Source organism: Heyndrickxia sp. FSL W8-0423 (assembly GCF_038009395.1).
In the GTDB taxonomy this organism is placed as follows: Bacteria; Bacillota; Bacilli; order Bacillales; family Bacillaceae_C; genus Heyndrickxia; species Heyndrickxia sporothermodurans.
Genome location: NZ_JBBPBE010000001.1, coordinates 1,967,734 through 1,984,185, shown reverse-complemented (window position 1 = coordinate 1,984,185; position 16,452 = coordinate 1,967,734). Strand labels below are relative to the sequence as shown.

The 16,452-nt window shown below is 38.9% G+C and carries 14 protein-coding genes; 2 read left to right on the top strand and 12 right to left on the bottom strand.

The annotated features are described in order from the left end of the window. The first annotated feature begins 8 nt into the window (after positions 1 to 8). Both MKY81_RS10020 and MKY81_RS10015 read left to right on the top strand, forming a co-directional pair. Positions 9 to 722: an ABC transporter ATP-binding protein gene (locus MKY81_RS10020; protein ID WP_341117677.1), complete on the top strand. Its 714-nt coding sequence runs from the start codon at positions 9 to 11 to the stop codon at positions 720 to 722. Continuing rightward, the gene (locus MKY81_RS10015; protein WP_341117676.1) at positions 715 to 2,259 is read left to right on the top strand and encodes a hypothetical protein; all 1,545 of its coding nucleotides are present in this window, start codon (positions 715 to 717) and stop codon (positions 2,257 to 2,259) included. The genes MKY81_RS10020 and MKY81_RS10015 overlap by 8 nt, the downstream gene beginning before the upstream one ends. A gap of 209 nt (positions 2,260 to 2,468) precedes the next feature. Here the strand turns inward: MKY81_RS10015 and MKY81_RS10010 are convergent, their stop codons facing one another. The 12 genes from MKY81_RS10010 to MKY81_RS09955 all read right to left on the bottom strand — a co-directional run bounded on the left by MKY81_RS10010 (position 2,469) and on the right by MKY81_RS09955 (position 16,421). Further along, positions 2,469 to 4,298 (bottom strand): FtsX-like permease family protein, encoded by a 1,830-nt coding sequence (locus MKY81_RS10010; RefSeq protein ID WP_341117675.1) that lies wholly within the window; start codon positions 4,296 to 4,298, stop codon positions 2,469 to 2,471. Then, positions 4,295 to 5,059: an ABC transporter ATP-binding protein gene (locus MKY81_RS10005; RefSeq protein ID WP_341117674.1), complete on the bottom strand. Its 765-nt coding sequence runs from the start codon at positions 5,057 to 5,059 to the stop codon at positions 4,295 to 4,297. Before MKY81_RS10005 ends, MKY81_RS10010 begins: the two co-directional genes overlap by 4 nt. Positions 5,060 to 5,080: 21 nt before the next feature. Continuing rightward, positions 5,081 to 5,446 (bottom strand): YxeA family protein, encoded by a 366-nt coding sequence (locus MKY81_RS10000; protein ID WP_341117673.1) that lies wholly within the window; start codon positions 5,444 to 5,446, stop codon positions 5,081 to 5,083. A gap of 218 nt (positions 5,447 to 5,664) precedes the next feature. After that, a complete protein-coding gene (locus MKY81_RS09995) occupies positions 5,665 to 7,119 on the bottom strand; it encodes a sensor histidine kinase (RefSeq protein ID WP_341118766.1) in 1,455 nt (484 codons plus the stop codon). Positions 7,120 to 7,153: 34 nt separating this feature from the next. Next, positions 7,154 to 7,855: a response regulator transcription factor gene (locus MKY81_RS09990; RefSeq protein ID WP_341117672.1), complete on the bottom strand. Its 702-nt coding sequence runs from the start codon at positions 7,853 to 7,855 to the stop codon at positions 7,154 to 7,156. Between the two features lie 117 nt (positions 7,856 to 7,972). After that, positions 7,973 to 8,398, bottom strand: a complete 426-nt coding sequence (locus MKY81_RS09985) for a hypothetical protein (RefSeq protein WP_341117671.1) — start codon at positions 8,396 to 8,398, stop codon at positions 7,973 to 7,975. Positions 8,399 to 8,426: 28 nt separating this feature from the next. Next, entirely contained in the window at positions 8,427 to 10,112 is a 1,686-nt protein-coding gene (locus tag MKY81_RS09980) for a replicative DNA helicase (RefSeq protein WP_341117669.1), read from the bottom strand. 432 nt (positions 10,113 to 10,544) lie between these two features. Continuing rightward, on the bottom strand, positions 10,545 to 12,518 hold the full coding sequence (locus tag MKY81_RS09975) for a hypothetical protein (protein ID WP_108073383.1): 1,974 nt from the start codon (positions 12,516 to 12,518) through the stop codon (positions 10,545 to 10,547). Between the two features lie 332 nt (positions 12,519 to 12,850). Next, positions 12,851 to 13,207 carry a hypothetical protein gene (locus MKY81_RS09970; protein WP_108073384.1) on the bottom strand — a complete coding sequence of 119 codons (357 nt, stop codon included), beginning with the start codon at positions 13,205 to 13,207 and terminating at the stop codon, positions 12,851 to 12,853. Further along, positions 13,204 to 13,899 (bottom strand): ABC transporter ATP-binding protein, encoded by a 696-nt coding sequence (locus MKY81_RS09965; protein ID WP_108073385.1) that lies wholly within the window; start codon positions 13,897 to 13,899, stop codon positions 13,204 to 13,206. The genes MKY81_RS09970 and MKY81_RS09965 overlap by 4 nt, the downstream gene beginning before the upstream one ends. 775 nt (positions 13,900 to 14,674) lie before the next feature. Further along, complete coding sequence (locus MKY81_RS09960; protein ID WP_341117667.1) at positions 14,675 to 15,052, bottom strand: lactococcin 972 family bacteriocin; 378 nt, start codon at positions 15,050 to 15,052, stop codon at positions 14,675 to 14,677. A 367-nt stretch (positions 15,053 to 15,419) separates the two neighbouring features. Further along, the gene (locus MKY81_RS09955; protein WP_341117666.1) at positions 15,420 to 16,421 is read right to left on the bottom strand and encodes a tRNA dihydrouridine synthase; all 1,002 of its coding nucleotides are present in this window, start codon (positions 16,419 to 16,421) and stop codon (positions 15,420 to 15,422) included. Positions 16,422 to 16,452 lie beyond the last annotated feature (31 nt).

The window sequence follows — 16,452 nt, the reverse complement described above, 5'->3', positions numbered from 1 at the left end:
ATTAGAGCATGTTAGCTATTAAAAACTTAAGTAAAACATATAAAGGTTCAGATAAAGGAGTAAAAAATTTATCCTTAGCATTGCATGAAGGAGACATCTGTGGATTTATTGGAGCAAATGGTGCTGGAAAAACGACAACGATTAAAGCGATTGTTGGCATACACGCCTTTGATGAAGGGGAAGTAAAACTGTTTGATACAAAGCTAAAAGATGATCCCGAACAGTTTAAAGCAATGATTGGCTATTCTCCTGATACCCCTACGCTATACAATAACATGACTGGAAAAGACTATATTGAACTTATTGCGTCTCTTTATCAATTGGATGATAAAGAACGAGATAAAAACTTAGCTTATTTACTAAAAGAATTAGAATTTGAAAGTGCGATTCATGAGCTGGTATCTAGTTATTCCCACGGAATGAAACAAAGACTCGTTCTCATTTCGTTATTCATGCATAATCCAAAACTCATTATTTTAGATGAACCATTTGTCGGTTTAGATCCCAACGCCACTTATTTTTTGATTAATGAAATGAAAAAGAGAGCAAAAGAAGGAGCAATCATTTTATATTCTACCCATGTGCTTGAGGTCGCCGAAAAAGTTTGTAATAAAGTGGTGATTTTAAATAAAGGAGAAGTAGTTGTAAATGATACCATGGAAAACATTATCAAAGACACATCGTTAAATGAACTATTTAGGGATGTGACATCCAATGCATAAACTTAAGTTATTATTTTTATTTCGCCTGGAAAATCAAATGAAGCTTTCTAATTTGAATAGCTCAAATAAAGAAGTACGTAAATACGCTATTTACACCATATCGGGTTACATTGCCGCTTTTTTAATGTTTTTAGGTTATATACTGTTTATTGCCATCGATTTAAATGCAAATAATACCATGGCAGCTTTTTTTGTTTTACTCTCATCTTTATTGTTTTGGATTTTTGGCATATGGAACAATCTTAGCGGATTTGATGATGTGATAGATGGCAAAGATAGTGATTTTATTTTTAGCTTACCTATAAAAAGCTGGGAAGCTAAACTGCTTCCATTATTGAGTAAGTATACAATTCATATCATTTTAACCTTTATCGTGTTGATGTTTGGGTATATTTTAACGCTCTCTTTTTTAAACATTTACTTTATCGTCATCTTTTTGGTTTTAATAATCTTAAGTTTCGTCATTCCATTACTAGCAACCAATCTGACTTTTTTAATTTCATTGTTGGTACGAAACTTCTTATCGCTGATTAAGTTCCGTAACAATGTAACAGAATCCATCCTTTCCTTAGGTATTTTTATAGCACCGCTGATTTATTTTATATTTAACTCAGAATCCGTCGATTATAAAGAATGGTTTATCAACGCTTCTATTTTTCGATATTCGATGTATGAAATAACAGAATTTCACTTTATATTGAATCTTGTTTTGTTATTTATTATTACGATCGTTACAACAACGCTAACAATCTCTGTATTACATTATTTTCATCATTTCCTTAAAGATCAAAAAATCAAAAAGCTAAAAAGAAGAAATATGAATGCAGCTTGGACTGTAAATACACCCATTATTGCGTTATTGAGGAAGGAATTTAAATTGTATTTTTCTTCCCTCACGTATGTAAGTAATACACTATTAACTCCTGTTGGGATGATCGCATTAAATATATGTATTCTAATTGGAGTCATACCAAATCTTCATTCCTTTTCTTATGATGTAATCGGATTTACGATCACAGCTCAACATATATTTACCATGATAACTTTTATATTTCTCATGCTTACAACCACAACTTCTTGTAGCCTTTCATTCGAAGGAAAAAGTATTTGGGTTATGTTGGTAGCTCCTATCCGTATTACTAAAATTGCAGTAGCAAAAGTACTAGTAAATAAACTTTTATTTCTACCTGGTATGGCATTAACTGTCATTGTGCTTTATACCGTATTTCATGTGAGCATACCTTACTTAATAACGATGCTTGCATTGATGTTCTCCACGTTACTTCTAATTAGTGTGGTTGGTTTTTTAGTCAACTTGTACTTTCCATCCTATACATGGAGTAATGATATGGAAGTAGTTAAACAGAGTAAAGCAACCATCATTACTGCTATTATAAGTATGCTGACGATCCCAGTAATTATTTTAGTTGTATATGTAGATAATATTTTTTTAATACTACTGACAATCCTCTTAGAGGTAGTGGTAATTCTTAGAATGATGACGATAATATCAAATAGGAGCTTGATGTTAAACTAAAAAATTCAAATAAAATATATCGAATTTCATGCTCAACTGATTCCTATTTAGTTGAGCTTTTTTTGTACCTTGCAAAACTTTTTTACAAAAACCATTACTATAGGAGATGACATTTTCTGATCTCACACTATAAAGCAGGTGATTAACATGTTCTCTTCAGGTTCCAATGCCTTGCACCTGCTTCAATAGCGCGTCAAAACGGGCTATACTTATTTCGGTAAAATAATCCTTTTATATAAATGAACTGTTACAAGATAATAACCTGTGTAAACGAAAAGAAAAATAATAATCGGTAGCCAAATATGGTAATACGGGTCAATTAAAATAAAGTCAAAAATGTTCATACCAATTAATACATGGGCCAAACCTACAATAGCTGGGGCTGAAAATACGATGGATAGCTCTTTATAAATTGATTTAGTTAATAATTTACGACGAACACCCATTTTTCGAAGCATTTCATAACGCGAAATATCCGTTGTTGCACCGGCTAGAATTTTAAACATTAAACAGCTTGCCATCATCGCCAAGAAGGCTATTCCTAAGAAGAACCCCATAAATACCATACCACTAGCAACCGTATAAAACTCATTATAAATTTCATATTTACTTAACGAAGGATCCGCACTAATTTCTTTATATTTAGCTAACTGTAATTCATTAAGCTTTTTCCATTCTTTTATATGTGCAACGAAATTATCTGTTTTACCAATAAAAATGATGCCTTTTTTACCTTCTAACTGATCGTACATTTTTACATTGATAATTTTTATGGGCTTATCTATATAGATTGGCTGCATACTGATAAAAGCCGTTTGCCATTCTTCAGGGACCATCTCTGTATTTTGGTTCGATTCTTGCCTATACCCTGACACAGCACCTACGGGCAGGTCTTCGGAAACACGCTTTCGTTTGTCTGTATCTTCCTCACTGTCTCCAATAGGGATTAATGGAGGATTTTTTACTAAATCTTCTTTTACAAAATAAAAGTAGTGATTGTCCATTTTATATCGATATTCACTTTTTTCCTCAAAAGGAATACCATTTAAGATTTCCCTCTCTTTTGTTGTTGGATTCATAATTACAGAATCATATATTTCATAACTGTCTGTAGATTTAATGACATTATTTTTAAAGGCCATTCCTCCTGAAATGGCTCCTGCCCCGAGAGCAATCAGCATGGCTACTGTAGCTAACATTTTTGTTAAACCATTAATACGGAAAGTTAGTTGGGCAAATGTAAAAGCATTCAAACCTTTTGCACTGCTCTTCTTAAATTTCTTTACAATAAACGGAAAAGCCGAAGCGAAGAATAAATATGTTCCGGCTGTTGTTAAAAGCGCCGCAATCAGGAGTCCGGATCCCTTCAATTTATTTAAGTAAAACATGGATAGATAGCCTATCCCTAACAAGATTACTGAGAATAAAGCAATTACGGCTGCCCTTTTCCCTTTTATTATCACAGCATCAGCGTACGTATTTCCTTGAACAAGTTGCAGAACCGTGTTCCGCGATAATTTTACACCGTTCATGATAGCAGATAATATAAATAACATAATAAAGAAAATAAAAGTAACGGTCATTGATGGTATATAGATCGCATGATATCCAGCTGCGGTAAATTCAAGCTGTTTCATCAGTAGCTTGCTAATTCCCAGTGTAAGGCCAGCCCCTACTATAATTCCAATTACTAGGGATGCTAAACCGGTAACCATTGTTTCGATAAACATAAGCAATATAACTTTATGCTTTTTTGCCCCTAATGTCATATACATTCCAAACTCTTTCCGACGAAGAGACAGCAAGAAAGAATTTGCATAAAAAATATAGAAAAAAGTAATGATTGCAAGTAAAGCGGAACCTGTTTGAAAAACATAGCCAATTGATTTAATAGTAGCATTTGCTTCAAGAAAGGCCTTATTAAGAGCTAATGTTTGAAACATATAAAAAATAGCTATGGACATTACTAGCCCGGCAAGTAACACTATGTAGTCCCTTAGCTTGCTTTTTAATCCTGAAATGGAGAGTTTAAATATCATTGTAAACCTCCACCATCCAAACCTGCTAGCACGTCTAATATTTCTTTGTAAAACATTTCACGTGTTCCACTGCGATAAATTTCTTTATACAATTCTCCGTCACGAATGAATAAAATACGTTGACAATAGCTTGCACTATACACATCGTGCGTAACCATTAAGATTGATACATCCTGTTTTTCGTTCAGATCGACGAGCGCATGTAATAGACTTGTTGCGTTTTTCGAATCGAGTGCCCCGGTCGGTTCATCTGCTAAGATCATGGCTGGGTTATGAACAATCGCGCGCGCAGCCGCGGTTCGTTGTTTTTGTCCACCCGAAATCTCTGATGGATACTTAGCAAGAATAGCGGAAATTCCTAGGATAGTCGCTACTTTTTCCACTTTTGAGCCGATCTCTCCTGATGAGACACTTTGAAGTGAGAGGGGTAACGCTATATTCTCATACACCGTCAAGTTTTCAAGTAAATTAAAGTCTTGGAATATAAACCCTAATTTTTGCAACCGAAAATCAGATAGCTCATTTTGCTTCATTTTTGTAATATCTCGTCCGACAATTTCAATCGTGCCATTTGTCGCTTTATCTAATGTTGAAATGACATTTAGTAATGTCGTTTTCCCTGAGCCAGATGGTCCCATAATTCCAACAAATTCTCCCTCTTGAATGGAAAAGGATAATTTTCTTAATGCATGTGATTGGTTTTCTCCTTTTTTTCCATATACCTTTTGGACGTTTTTAACATCAACAACAAGTTTTTTCATCATCGTACCTCCTCTGCCTAATTACTTTTCTAGAATTTCCTTTACTTTTTCAGGAACGTTCGCTTCTGTTACTTGCTCGTATTCATAAACATATTTACCTTTTACATGGACTTTCAAATAACTATTTTTGGGAAAACTTTTAACAGAGGACGTTATTTTAATTTCTTCTACTTTTCCAGATTCCTCTACTCCATCTAACTTGAACATATAACGATACTTAAAATTAGGATCGGTTTGCCCTTCTTTATCTACAAGAACATACACATCTTTTTCTTTAATAAATGGATTAAATCTATCACGATTTTCCTCACCAATTAGAGATAGTGCACCAATTCCAATAATGACCATCCCACTTGTCCAAAGTAATAACTTTTTCAGTTTTTTCATCTTCTAGCTCCACCCTTCTTTTTCTTTTGAATCCTGCTGGATATCCAGGAAAATGTTCCTTGAATAATCCTAAGTATAAAATTGGTTTCTTAATAAAAATCGGGGGAATTTCTTAAGGTATTCTTAAACATATAAATTTAGCAAAAAAAAGAACCCTTACAAAGGGTCCTTTGGGGATGAACATGAGATATTCAGATAAAAAACCATTGCTGAGATTTTTATTCCTCCTCTTCACCTATGGGCAATAAAACAATAAATTGAACGAGGCCATTTTGATATTCTGCGTAAATTTCTCCTTCTTGCAGTTCTGCAATTCCTTTGGCAATGGCGAGTCCTAATCCAGAACCTTCCGCTGCTTTATTTCTTGAATGATCCTTTTTATAAAAGCGTTCAAATAAATTTCCCAATTCCTCTTTTGTAAAGGCTTCACTTGGATTGGCGATAGTAACCTGTAAATATTGCTCTTGCCTTACAAGCGAAACCTGAATATGTCCATTATCCTTGCTATATTTAATGGCATTCATCAGTAAATTGTCGAACAATCGGACTGTTTGTTCCGAATCGACAGCCGCATATAATGATTCTTGAGGAAAACTTTTAACAATGGAGAGCCCTCGCTCATCTGCTTGAGGTGTTACTTCGTCAATTAATTGATCAAGTAACTTACTTATGCACACATTCTGTCGATCTAGGACCATGTTTCCATCTGTAAGCTTTGTATACTCAAACAAATCCTCTACTAAATTCTGCAATTGCTCCGACTTCGAATAGACAATGTTAATATAATCCCTATACTGTTCCTTTTTTTTAATGTTTCCATCACGTAGTAATCGCAAATATCCTAAGATGGATGTTAATGGGGTTCGAAGGTCATGAGAAACGTTTGTAATCAATTGGTTTTTCCGCTTTTCGACCTGTCTTTCTTTTTCCAGTTGAATCATCAGATCCTCGGCCATATGGTTTATGCTATCTGTTAATAGGGCAATTTCATCCTGCCCTTTTTGTTTAATACGATAAGTTAAATTTCCTTTTGCCATCTCTCTTACACCTTGCGCCATTGCTTCTATCTGTTTCATCTTTCGCTTAGTTATATAATAAAAAGAGAAAATGAAAACAAAGATTCCTATTAATAACGGAAACGGACCTTCTTTTGAATGATACGTTACATCTCCCTCTGGGATTCCGCTAACAAACATATATAAGTTCTTGCCTTTAACTGTAAGTGGGTAAAACGTAATGAACTCTCTACGTATACCCTGCGAATCCCCGTTTATATAGGCGGGATGGTTTATTGAAAATGACATTACATTACCAATCGTATCGTGCAGATTTATTTGAACCTCCTGTGCTTGCTCTGTTTTATACAAAACTTTTCCTGTCTCATCTGTAACAAGCACTTTTAAAGCATTTTGCTTTCTCTTTAAAATGTCATTTTGATCATTAATAAATGTTTTTATGGCTTCTATTGTATTTTCTTCCGCTGTTGTGTCTGCTATGAATTTTGCTTGCCAATTAATGCTTTCCATACTACTGCTATAATCAATCGTTGCCTCTTTATTTATACTTTCAAATACTGGTGCCACCATTCTCGATACTAAAAATCCTAATAATGTACACGCAACAAACGCTGTAATTAACTGAATTCTAATACTTCGACGTAAACGGGTTATCATTTTTCCAATGGGCCGCTTTAAAAACGCAATGGATTTAATGTTCCTTTTCAATTTTATATCCTACTCCCCAAACCGTTTTGATATAACGTGGTTTTCTCGAGTTTTCTTCTATTTTTTCACGGATTTTCCGAATATGTACCATAACCGTATTATCTGATTGAAAAGACCGCTCTTTCCATACACTTTCATATATTTGGTCAGCACTAAATACGAGGCCACGATTTCTGGCAAGAAGTTCTAAAATGGAGAACTCTCTTGGCGTTAGTTTTATTTCCTGATTCTCTAAAATAACTTGATGGGTTGAGACATTTATTAGCATTTCGCCAATTTGAATTTCATTTTCCTTTTGCATCATTCCACCTGTCATTTTCATATACCTGCGAAGTTGTGATTTAACTCTAGCTACCAATTCTAGCGGGTTAAATGGTTTAATTACGTAGTCATCTGCACCGGTTGTTAACCCAAGGATCTTATCCATATCTTGAGTCTTCGCAGATAGCATAATAATCGGCATTTCTGCTATTTCTCTTACCTTCATACACATTTGAATCCCATTTATGTTAGGCATCATAATATCAAGTACAATTAAATGTACTTCTTGATTTTTTAAAATGTCGAGGCCTTCTTCACCATCGCTTGCCTGTATCACTTTGTAGCCTTCATTATTTAAATAGATAGCAATGAGATCCCTTATTTCCTTCTCATCGTCCACTACAAGGATTGTTTCTTTACTCATTGAAAATCCTCCAATTATACGACTATTATTCCTATTACTTAGTTTACTTGGAAATTCTTAAAAATTTGGCTAATGAGTTCTTAAGTTTTCCTTAAGATTGGAGTCGCCCCCCCTCTATCACTCCCCCTTCACATAATACCCCGCCACCGCAGGAAAACGCTCGAACTCCTTCCTCATCTCCCGAAACGAAATAACATCATTCCCTCTAGTAAGCTCAAAGTCTAGCAAATATTCATGACAATTCAGTGGATTTTTGTGAAATGATTTACGATAGAACTGTATAGCTTCTTCCTCGCTGTGGGCATAAATAAAGACAAAGTTCTTCTTATCCATCTTCAAGGAGTAAATGCCAATTTTACGAATCCCCAATACGTTCTTTTTCACTAATTCCGCTACTTTCTCATGATTTGCTTGCTCCATGTCTATTTCCGACATATCATCATCTAATGAAATTTTCCTCTCTGCTAATAAATGATATAGGGAATGAGCCAGTGTAGAATCCTCATAAAGCAAACTATACTCGTACATCTCTCTCACCAACATGTAATAACACCCCATTTTTAGAATTTTATCAGACACTGGAAGTCGTACTCTGTTCATGTATGTCCGCAATCGCACCTGTATGCTCGTTGTAATTCATCTTGATTGTTCCAACTGGACCATTCCTGTTTTTCGAGACAATGATTTCAAGATAATGATCCTCAGAATCCTTGTCATAATAAGCTTCACGATATAGAAATAAAATGACATCGGCATCCTGTTCGACACTGCCAGATTCACGAATATCAGACATCATCGGTCGTTTATTGGCTTTCGTTTCGACTGATCGATTGAGCTGTGCCAAACAGATGACCGGGCAATCAAAACCTTTCGCCATCGTTTTGAGCGATTTTGAAATTTCCGTTACCTGTAAATGGGGATTTCCCCCGTAAAATTCACTTGGTTGAATCAATGTTAAGTAATCGATAAAAACGATTGGTTTCTTATAAGGGAATTCATGCATGAGCTTTCTTGTTTTCGCTCTCATTTCGGCAACGGTTTGCCCTGCACCGTCAAAAATTTGTATATTGGTTTCATCAAGATTACCAATAACATCCGACCATTTCTGCTTTTGGCTTTGACTAAGCATTCGTTTCGGATCCCGCATTTTGACACGGTTAAATCCTCCGGTCGAGGCCATTAATCGCGAGGTGATGAGCTTTTCAGGCATTTCCAAGGAAAAGACGAGTGGCAGATATCCTGCCCAACCGGCTATTTTTGCAAAATGAAGCATCACATCGGTTTTCCCCATCGAAGGCCTACCCGCTACGATCGTCACTTCTCCGTTCTGAAAGCCTCCGGTCACGAGATCAAGCTTTTCGATCCCCGTCGTCACACCTTTTGAATGATATTGATCTTCCCAAGGTGCTTCAAAGATTCTCACCAAAGCTTGGTGTAAAGAGGTATGATCCTCCATTTTCGTTTGGTTTATTTTATCCAATTCGGCAATGACTTTCGCAATCTCCCAATCATTCATCGCTGCCAATGTTAAGATGTTTCTCTTTTCTCGTTCCTTCCACAAGTCAAGAATAAGCTTCTCCGTTTCATTAAATTTCTCAAGATCTGCATACGATAAAAGCTCTGAAAGATAAGACATTCCACCAAAATTTTCGAGATCCGGTAAGGTCGTAAACGTAAGCAAATCAATATTTTTACCTGTCCGCTTTAACGCCATCATCCTTCTCATCAATTCCTTATGCCGTAAACTTTCCAAATGATCTGGCTGGATGATGGTATCGTGAAGTAAGTATTCTGCCTTCATCAAGCTTCCTAAAAATAAGTTGCGGATCTCTTCTTTATGTATGTATTCCGAAACATATTGTATAAGCGAGTGATCCTCAACCTCTTTCAATTCGAAAACAATACAATCCATCACCGGTTTTCCGCCTTTTTGCAGATTCTCTTTTCCCCAGTTCTTAATCGCCAGTTCTCTTGTTTCAGGATTGTAACGAATCAACTGATGATGCTCCTCGAAACGCTCCATTAACGAATCCACACTCTCAATCGAATAGCCCAAATCAAACGCCATTTCTTTCTTCGTAATTCGATAGATTCCAATTTGCGTCGTATGCGGATTCGTCAGCAGATAAAGGTAAAAATATTTATCCTCCGGAGTCATCTCTTCTAAAACAATCGGATTCTTCCAAAATTCCGTACGTACCATTCTATATTTCGCCATTTTCATCCCTGCCCTTTCTTCACTTAAAATTGCCTTCATATATGAAATATAAATTTATGAAGAAAAAGGGCACCCTAGTTCCTAGAAAATTATGAACAAATTGTGATACATTCACTTTGTAGCACCTAACCTCCAGAAGAACGTTCCGAAAATTGCACTAAATAATTTTATTAAAAAGAAATAAATTGATATTATCATAAGAAAAATGGACCATCCATATAAAAAGGATAGTCCATTTCTCTTTGTAATCATGACTGTTCAAATAAAAAAGTAATCATCTTAAATTGTAACCGACTAGTTGTGCGAATATTTTTCACTTCATAAATACTCTTTACTTAGATTTTTTTAGAATTAGAAATCATCGTAACATTTCCTAATACTATTGTTGAGGAAAGTACCTCAGGATATTACCAATTCCTATCGTTAAAAGGCCTACCACCAATTGATACTAAAAACACCCTAAAGCTTCAATCAAATTCGACGTCTACTGACGCCATTGAAACACCAACGTGTAGCAAACAGATGGCTCAGCGGCACAACAAGCAACCCGTACGCTGCGGCCACGAGTACGGCCCACAACTCATCCGGCTTTTGGAGCAAGACAACAACGCACACGAGACCGACCCCAACAAGCAATTCCTTGGCCACACGGATCTGGACGATATGGATCCATGACCGGCCTGCCACCCGTAGTGGGAAATCACGCTTCGCCTGCAACAGTGCAGTGATCAACGCACTAATCGCAGCGGCGACAGTGAAAGCAACAACTAATGCAACTAGCGCAAGATTCAGCAACCACACAATGTACGCTGCGTACTGAGCGAGGAGAATCCCATCTTCGGCTATGTAGACAACTTTCAGTTCACCATTGATGCCACGATCGCGTAGTGCCTGCACGTTAAGGCCGTGTCGCTTTAGCAATTGCTGAGTGGCAGTCACACCGTTGAACACGACATTGCTAGTCGAGGCCATAGATGTTAATGCAGAATCATTATAAATTTCATAGAGCGAAGGAACGACGACGAGCAAGACATCGTCTGCAAAGTGAAGCCTATTGCCCCCTCCTCCTTGGGCCACTGGCAGCCGGAAGCCGTCTACTGGCTTCATAAATTGTAACTGTTCGAACAACTTCTCTGAAAACCCTTTCCTCCATAAAATCTCTGCGTCTTCTCGAACCATTTTGACAATCCCTTTTGGAATACTGTCGTAAGGCACGGATTCAACAGCTGGCTTCGGCGCACCCTTTGTTACAAGATCGAGCCAACTCTGGTTCACGTAAGAGATAGCCGAGTACTTTCCAAAATCAACCGGCATTTGCATTTCTTGAGTGTAAGTGTAGGAAAGTGCGACCTCATCATGTGATTCCGCATCCTTCACCAGTTCACCAATTTGCGGTTCAATTTTTTCCATCTCGCCGACTTCTGTTGCAAACACAATTGCGACCTGGTCTGCGAGTTGTTTCCACTGCGCCATTTCAGCAGCCATAGCGGATGAGTGTTTGTACGCGGACCAAGCAGGTCCAGCCGCTGCCACCACCAGGAGGAATGTTAACGCCTGGATCACGATCGCCGCCAAACGTAGACTCTTTACCGCTGGTTGTCGAGTGGCGAGCATGGTTGCGCTCGGCCAAGCAGAAGCTGACATGACAAGCGCAGCAAGCAAAGATACGAAGATGACAGCGACCTGCAGACTGATCAGCACCTTGAGGAAGGTACCGACGTACATCCATCCATGAAACACACCAACATAGCCCGCTGAAACAATCGCTACGACTCCCGCCGAAACAAGCAGTGCTCCCCCGAACCCTGCTAGGTCCTGCGCCTGGATTCGTAAGGTCGGACACCCGCCGAGAACTCGAAGGGCACGGCTCCGGGCCCTTAGTGACAACCAGAATAACGCCAAAGTCACAATCAACGCAAACGAAGCGAGTACCGCAGCAGCAAACCCTTTTTCCTGCACTACGAATTTAAGGCTGTCAAAAATTGAAGCATCACCGCGACCAACATCCACACCTACACTTTTCAGCTTGTCTACAAACTCATCTAAATGAGCTTTTTTGCCAGTCACGAGATAGAACCCATCAGGATAGGAGTTGGCAAGTCGGTCCTTGCTGACGATCTTACCAACATCATCCCCACCGAACCAATTAAATTTGGAGGGTAAATCTCCATCATTAAGTTTTACAAAAATCTTACCATCCCCATCACGGGCAAGATCCGGTGCAATCTTGACCAGACCAAGATCCCAGCGCTTATCGAGTTCCTCCAGCTTCGCAAACGCTTCAGTGACGGAAAAACTAGAATCACTGAAGTCGAGACTAAGTCTGCTCTCTGCACCAATAGCCCGTGGAAAGTCTCGATCATATAGGTCAGTGATAATTACCGCCAGCAGCGCAAGCAGAAAAAATAATGCGCACGCGACAGCCACTATGATACGCTTATACACAAGATGACCTCCAAGAACTATCTAGTACTTGCCATGCTAAGCCCCGTCGACTGCAACTGGTATCGGCGGAATCCAGTGTAATCGCTCGGATTAGCAGGTAATGTATTATCATTTATTTCATTCCTCCTTATTTCATACAATTTTTTTGTCAATATTCTTATGTTTCAACTAATATGTCACTGCTCACCAACCATCCGTAAAGACACTTTGATGAACAGTTGTACTTGATGTAGCTAGTCGGCACTAGGTGCGGCTTGACTTAGTCGGAGAGCCAGCCTTGCCCATGACCGGCAGACAACGTTCTTGCTAATACGACTGTAAGTAAATTCATGTTAGCGCTTCACCAAATGCACGGGAGCCCCAAATCCATTTCGTCGGCTAAGCAAGTCAGAGATGGCATCACGCTCGGATTTAGAGCTATAGCTCACTATAATTAGTCCTCGGTCCAGGTCATCAGCACACGGCTTTCCGACTTCCACCGCAATGTCATCACCCACGGATTCAATCTCCTTTACGAGGTCTTGGTGACTTGCTAGAGCCTTATTGGCTTCAGCTACAGTTGGCAGCTGTTCGCACGGCGGGTGCGTATCTCTTGATACTGAAAACCAGCCGTTTAAAAGTGCAAATGCTCCCACTACTAGCAGTAAGCAAACTGCAACAACAATAATGATCTTAGTAGTTGACTTCATGAGGAACCTCCTGTTATAACGGAATCACTTGTTGAAGAGTGGTTAGACGAGCTGCTAGAACCCATCTTATGCTGGGCGCCACATGCATTAATCATCTCGGAATCGTGCGTAGACACAATGACCGTACGACCTCGTGCCGCAAATTCTGCAAATAGATTGATGACCTTCCTCCGGTTGGTTGCGTCGAGCGAGGCAGTGGGCTCATCGACGAACAGAATCGCAGCATCCTTGTAAATGGCACGAGCAAGCGCAAGTCTCTGCTTCTCGCCCCCACTCAAGTGGCTAGCCAACTCATCTTCCCGACCCTGGAGACCTGTCTGCTCGAGCACCTGTGCTAGCCGTTCTCGATTTCCCTTGACACTTCGGCCTAGGATGCTCGCTTGCATGGTTACATTGAAGGCAATCGACTCCTCATCCATAATGCCGTAATCTTGAAGTACAAAAGCCGCATGATCACGCCAAAATCGACGCCGTGCCGCAGTGCTATACTTTGTGACATCGTCTCCATTGATCAAGATTCGCCCATTATCTACTGGGAGCAGTAGCCCGAGGCAGTGTAAAAGTGTGGTCTTTCCACATCCGCTCGGACCAACTAAAGCTGTCATGGTTCCAGGCGTGCAACGAACAGTCTCTCCGGCAAGCACCGGCCTCCCACCAATTGCTACTGAAATGCCCTGCGCTTCTATCAACATCTGCACCACCTAACAAATTCAACATACATAGAGGACATCGCCAATGCAGTGAACGTTGCTTTGATAGTTAGAATCGAGGGTTTCCTCTGTTGCCTGCATAAAAGTTTTATCATTTATTTCATTCCTCCTAATCTATTTATCTGTTTTTGCCCATATTATTACTCTTCAAGCTTACAACTTGTCCGGATTTTTATCTCTTGCTCCTCCTTTATTTACTTTTCCATTATTTTTATAACTGAATTAGGAAAAATTTATAAATTCTCGGTTTTGTGAAATTAAAAATGTTTTTATCTTATCTTCCCACTTGATTTACAAGATATGCTCAGTTTATTTGGTACGGTGCATTGGCAGTGCATCAAAAGATCTCACTTCCAATTCACTAACACATCCCTAAACAGCATCATCTGAAAACTCTATAATGAAAACCTCGGATATTTAAATTCTGTGCCCTCAAAAACTGGGTACAAACCTATGCACCCTCATAGCTTTTGAAGTATTACAAGCATCGCGATTTAAATTTCTAACTGGCAAATATCTTACTTCTAAAAAAACATCCCACACCGACATGGTAGGTAGCGGTAAGACAAGCTAATTTGACATGTACCAACCTAATGACCTATTATGATTATGTGGAAATTAAAGTAGAGAAAAAAGATTTAACTTTCTCGAACTAATATCCTCTGGAAAAGATTGATCATAAAGGTCGGCGATATTGTAGCCAGCGACGCAAGCCTAGTAAACAGTGCGTCAGCGAACGTAACTTGTATCGCCTGGATTAGTTGGTACGGTAGTAGTAACGCCCTTTCAGACCTGATGAGTTTATAGTTCCGACATAGGCGTAAGAGAATTTCCCTTTAGCCGTGTCTAGGCTCCTGTTAGTACTTACCACTTTGCCGTCAATGAGCTTTTGCACTGTCGAGCCATGGACTTTGGTCGGGTGGTTATACTGGGAACGGAGACCTGCGTCTACGAACCCGTACCTCCATTCTCCACCTTCCGCTGGATACTGGTAGTGCCACCCCGGATTCACCCAAGCTTTAGTAGGCACTGCGGCGGTGCCTACCAAAGTGGCGGACAACGCCAATGCGGACAACGTCACTTTGATCGCTTTACTCAAGGGGGTCCTCTTTTTCTTATTCAAATGTTTTTTCATTATTCACTCATTCCTCCCCATTTAATATACTATTTTAAGCAGTTTTTTTCTCTTTAAGGTAATTTCTTACCGCTCACCTACCATGTCGATGCGGGAGGGATTTTTTCTTACTTTAATGTCCACTTACATAATTAATTATAATTGTATAATCCAACAAAAACTTGAGGATTTCTACTTATTTGACATCATTAGGAAAACAGTAATAATTAACCAATTACTAACACCAAAAATTATTAGTGTAGTACTTTTGAATGATATAAAAAAATTGCAAGTATACGTTCAGACTATATGAAACAAACTAATAAAACAAAAATTGGCCGGTACGAGTCCAGTTAAATACCGAACTCATACCAGCCAATTATAAACACTAACTTTTTTGGGTCACATCATTCTCCAGTTCCCCGGTCCTATCAAACTCAATATTATCAAGCATTGCACGCACTTCATCTGTTGACTTTGTACTCATCAATTGATTTCTTAATTCACTCGCCCCGCGAAACCCTTTGACATATATCTTAAAAAAGCGAAGAAGATGTTTGAAGGGACGCGGCTCAAATTCCTCTGAATATTTATCATGAAGATCAAGCTGCAATCGTAAGAGATCCAGCAATTCCTCACTGCTATGTTCCTTCGGTTCTTTTTCAAAGGCAAATGGATTTGTAAAAATTCCACGCCCGATCATAACCCCATCCACACCATATTGTTCAACAAGCTTCAAGCCCGTTTGACGGTCAGGAATATCTCCATTGATCGTCAAAAGTGTATCAGGTGCGACCTCATCACGAAGTTTCTTAATTTCCGGAATTAGCTCCCAATGAGCATCTACTTTGCTCATTTCCTTTCTTGTCCGCAGATGAATAGAAAGATTAGCGATGTCTTGTTTCAATATATGTGTTAGCCAATCCCGCCATTCGTCTACATACGTATATCCAAGCCTTGTCTTCACACTTACAGGCAATCCCCCTGCTTTTGCTGCTTGTATGATATCCGCAGCGACTTCCGGACGAAGGATAAGGCCGCTTCCCTTACCCTTAGCTGCCACATTATGCACAGGACAGCCCATATTGATGTCCACACCCTTAAAGCCAAGTTTCGCGACACCAATACTCGTTTGCCGAAAATACTCAGGCTGATCTCCCCAAATATGTGCAACCATTGGTTGTTCATCTTCTGTAAACGTCAAACGCCCACGCACACTCTGCTGCCCATCTGGATGACAATAACTCACCGTGTTTGTAAACTCCGTAAAAAACACATCAGGTCTAGCAGCTTTACTCACGACATGGCGAAAAACAACATCCGTCACATCTTCCATTGGTGCAAGTATAAAAAATGGCCGTGGCAATTCACGCCAAAAATTGTCTGTCATAATAAATCAATCCTTCCAAAATGGGATATCC

Excerpts from the sequence above, each read along its gene's own strand:
- MKY81_RS09980 (WP_341117669.1), bottom strand. The coding sequence starts at position 10,112 with ATGAAGGCAATTTTAAGTGAAGAAAGGGCAGGGATGAAAATGGCGAAA.
- MKY81_RS10020 (WP_341117677.1), top strand. The coding sequence starts at position 9 with ATGTTAGCTATTAAAAACTTAAGTAAAACATATAAAGGTTCAGATAAA.
- MKY81_RS09995 (WP_341118766.1), bottom strand. The coding sequence starts at position 7,119 with ATGATAACCCGTTTACGTCGAAGTATTAGAATTCAGTTAATTACAGCG.
- MKY81_RS09960 (WP_341117667.1), bottom strand. The coding sequence starts at position 15,052 with ATGAAAAAACATTTGAATAAGAAAAAGAGGACCCCCTTGAGTAAAGCG.
- MKY81_RS10000 (WP_341117673.1), bottom strand. The coding sequence starts at position 5,446 with ATGAAAAAACTGAAAAAGTTATTACTTTGGACAAGTGGGATGGTCATT.
- MKY81_RS09990 (WP_341117672.1), bottom strand. The coding sequence starts at position 7,855 with ATGAGTAAAGAAACAATCCTTGTAGTGGACGATGAGAAGGAAATAAGG.
- MKY81_RS09970 (WP_108073384.1), bottom strand. The coding sequence starts at position 13,207 with ATGAAGTCAACTACTAAGATCATTATTGTTGTTGCAGTTTGCTTACTG.
- MKY81_RS10015 (WP_341117676.1), top strand. The coding sequence starts at position 715 with ATGCATAAACTTAAGTTATTATTTTTATTTCGCCTGGAAAATCAAATG.
- MKY81_RS09985 (WP_341117671.1), bottom strand. The coding sequence starts at position 8,398 with ATGTTGGTGAGAGAGATGTACGAGTATAGTTTGCTTTATGAGGATTCT.
- MKY81_RS09965 (WP_108073385.1), bottom strand. The coding sequence starts at position 13,899 with ATGTTGATAGAAGCGCAGGGCATTTCAGTAGCAATTGGTGGGAGGCCG.
- MKY81_RS10005 (WP_341117674.1), bottom strand. The coding sequence starts at position 5,059 with ATGAAAAAACTTGTTGTTGATGTTAAAAACGTCCAAAAGGTATATGGA.
- MKY81_RS09955 (WP_341117666.1), bottom strand. The coding sequence starts at position 16,421 with ATGACAGACAATTTTTGGCGTGAATTGCCACGGCCATTTTTTATACTT.
- MKY81_RS10010 (WP_341117675.1), bottom strand. The coding sequence starts at position 4,298 with ATGATATTTAAACTCTCCATTTCAGGATTAAAAAGCAAGCTAAGGGAC.